The organism is Streptomyces sp. NPDC006283 (assembly GCF_040613325.1).
Lineage (GTDB): Bacteria > Actinomycetota > Actinomycetes > Streptomycetales > Streptomycetaceae > Streptomyces.
This window is the reverse complement of sequence record NZ_JBEXRZ010000414.1, coordinates 1-2,430: the sequence shown is the minus strand read 5'-3', so window position 1 is coordinate 2,430 and position 2,430 is coordinate 1. Positions and strand designations below refer to the sequence as shown.

Sequence of the window (2,430 nt, the reverse complement as noted above, 5' to 3'; positions counted from 1 at the left end):
GTGAGCGCCGCTTCGAGGATGTCTCCGCCGACGTTGTCGAAGTAGACGTCGATACCGTCAGGAGTGTGTTCGCGCAGGGCGCGCTTGACGTCGCCACGAACGCCCATAAGTTGGCCGATTGCGACAGACCAAGCGCGTTCCAGGGGGAGTTCACCATGGCCGGAACCGGGCGGCACCGCCGATATCAGCCGAGCCGCATCAACCGGGCTTCGCTCACCGTCACCGCCGGGGGCGCCGGCATCGCCCTGCCCCTCGTGGGCGCCGGGTCCGCGCACGCGGCGTCGGTCGACGTGTGGGAGAAGGTCGCGGCCTGCGAGTCGACCGGCAACTGGCGGATCAACACCGGCAACGGCTACTACGGCGGGCTCCAGTTCAGCCAGTCCACCTGGGAGGCGTACGGCGGCCGGCAGTACGCGCCACGCGCGGATCTGGCCACCAAGGACCAGCAGATAGCGGTCGCGGAGAAGGTCCTCGACGGCCAGGGCCCGCGCGCATGGCCCACCTGTTCGTCGACGGCGGGGCTGACCCGTGGCGGGGACCGCCCCGACGTCGAGCCGGCGCGGCACCGGACGCAGGAGTCCACTCCGCCCAAGCGGCTCACCCAGAGACCGGCCGCGTCGCCCACGACTGTCCCGACGCAGCGCGAGGGCTACACGGTCGCCCAGGGCGACTCGCTGTCCGGGATCGCCGCCGCACAACGCCTCAAAGGCGGCTGGCAGCAGCTGTACGCGCAGAACCGCACGGTGGTCGGAGACGATCCCGACCTGATCTTCCCGGGCCAGCGGCTGACCCTGCAGGTCAAGGCCGCCCCCCAGCGCCCGGCCCCGGAGCGCACGGCGCCGAACCGTCCGGCGGCGAAGCCCAAGCAGGAGCAGCAGACCGCCCCCGCGCCGAAGCCCAAGCCCAAGCAGCAGAACGCCCCGAAGCCGAAGCCCAAGCCGCAGGCCGAACCCGCCGCCGCCCCCAGGCCCGCCCCCCGCGCCGGTTTCAGCGCGCCCGTCGCCGCCGGTCCCTCCACGGCCTACCGCAAGGCCGGTTCCTCATGGTCGAGCGGCTATCACACGGGCGTGGACTTCCCCGTCCCCACCGGCACCTCGGTGAAGGCGGTCGCCGCCGGCAAGGTCGTCTCGGCCGGCTGGGGCGGAGCCTACGGCTACGAGATCGTCATCCGGCACAGCGACGGCAGGTACAGCCAGTACGCGCACCTGTCCGCGCTCACCGTGCGCTCGGGCCAGCAGGTGGGCGCAGGGCAGCGGATCGCCCGTTCAGGATCCACCGGCAACAGCACGGGACCGCATCTCCACTTCGAGATCCGTACGGGTCCCGGGTACGGCTCGGACATCGACCCCCTCGCCTACCTCAGGGCGCGAGGCGTGTCGATCTGACGGGCGCGCGGCCCGTCGATCCGACCCGGCCGGCAGGCGCCCGGCCCCGGACGCCGCGCCGTGGCCGAGCCGCTCGATCGTCAGCAGGATCAGACCGCCGGCGGCCACCACACCGCAGCCGAGCGCGAGGACCGTGCCCGCCACGCCGTACCGGAAGTCCTCGCCGAACAGCGTGATGCCCACGACGGCCGCCACGACCGGGTTGACGACGGTGACCGTCGCGAGCGGCGCCGCGAGCCCCGCCCCCCGGTACGACGCCTGCGACAGCAGCAGGCCGCCCGCAGCCAGCGCGGCGATGGCCACGAGGCTCGGCCACTGGTCGAGCGGCGAGTCCCACAGCCAGTCGACGGCCACCGATTTGGTGAATACGGAACCGATGCCGAAGGCGATGCCCGCCGCTCCGGCCAGCAGCACGCTGCGCGTGATAGGCCGGTGGACGCTCTGGGCGATCAGGAAGACAAGCGCCACCGTGCCCAGGGTCGCCGCGGCCAGCACGCCTCGCTCGGCCTCGCCCAGCGAGCGGGAGTCCGTCTCCCCGGTCAAAGCGAGCAGTCCGGCGAGGCCGACCGTCGCCATGATCGCGCCGCGCCAGGCGGCGGTGCCCGCCCTGCGGCGCACGAAGAGCGCGGCCATCGGCAGCGCGAAGACGATGGTCAGTGCTCCCAGTGGCTGCACGAGGCTCAGCGGACCGTACGCGAGGGCCACCACGTGCAGCACCGCTCCCACGCCGTTCAGGGCGACGGCGGCCCACCAGCGTGCCTGGTGGAGCGGCGCGTACGGCCGTGAGGGCGTGGTGGTCGCCACGTGTTCCTGAAGGATCGCCCCGGCCGCGTAGGCGACCGCGGAGACCAGTGACAGGATCACGGACAGCGCGAGGGAACTCATGGTGACCACCCTGTCCCTCTTCGGCGTTCACGTCGTCGTTCTTGAGCACGCACTTGGCCGTACTACCGGCGTAGTACGGGTGTAGTCCCCACGTCCCCCTTCCGGTGGGGGCGCGCCCCCGGCAGGCGCGCCGGCTGCGGCGGCCGGGGAGCGGGCCGGC

At 72.9% G+C, this 2,430-nt stretch carries 2 protein-coding genes; one reads left to right on the top strand and one right to left on the bottom strand.

The annotated features are described in order from the left end of the window. Positions 1 to 155: 155 nt before the first annotated feature. Complete coding sequence (locus ABZ070_RS36760) at positions 156 to 1,385, top strand: transglycosylase family protein (protein WP_356640483.1); 1,230 nt, start codon at positions 156 to 158, stop codon at positions 1,383 to 1,385. Here ABZ070_RS36760 and ABZ070_RS36755 read toward each other — a convergent pair. Beyond that, positions 1,266 to 2,270: a DMT family transporter gene (locus tag ABZ070_RS36755; RefSeq protein ID WP_356640481.1), complete on the bottom strand. Its 1,005-nt coding sequence runs from the start codon at positions 2,268 to 2,270 to the stop codon at positions 1,266 to 1,268. The two genes, ABZ070_RS36760 and ABZ070_RS36755, sit on opposite strands and share 120 nt — an antisense overlap. Between the last annotated feature and the right edge of the window lie 160 nt (positions 2,271 to 2,430).

Excerpts from the sequence above, each read along its gene's own strand:
- ABZ070_RS36755 (WP_356640481.1), bottom strand. The coding sequence starts at position 2,270 with ATGAGTTCCCTCGCGCTGTCCGTGATCCTGTCACTGGTCTCCGCGGTC.
- ABZ070_RS36760 (WP_356640483.1), top strand. The coding sequence starts at position 156 with ATGGCCGGAACCGGGCGGCACCGCCGATATCAGCCGAGCCGCATCAAC.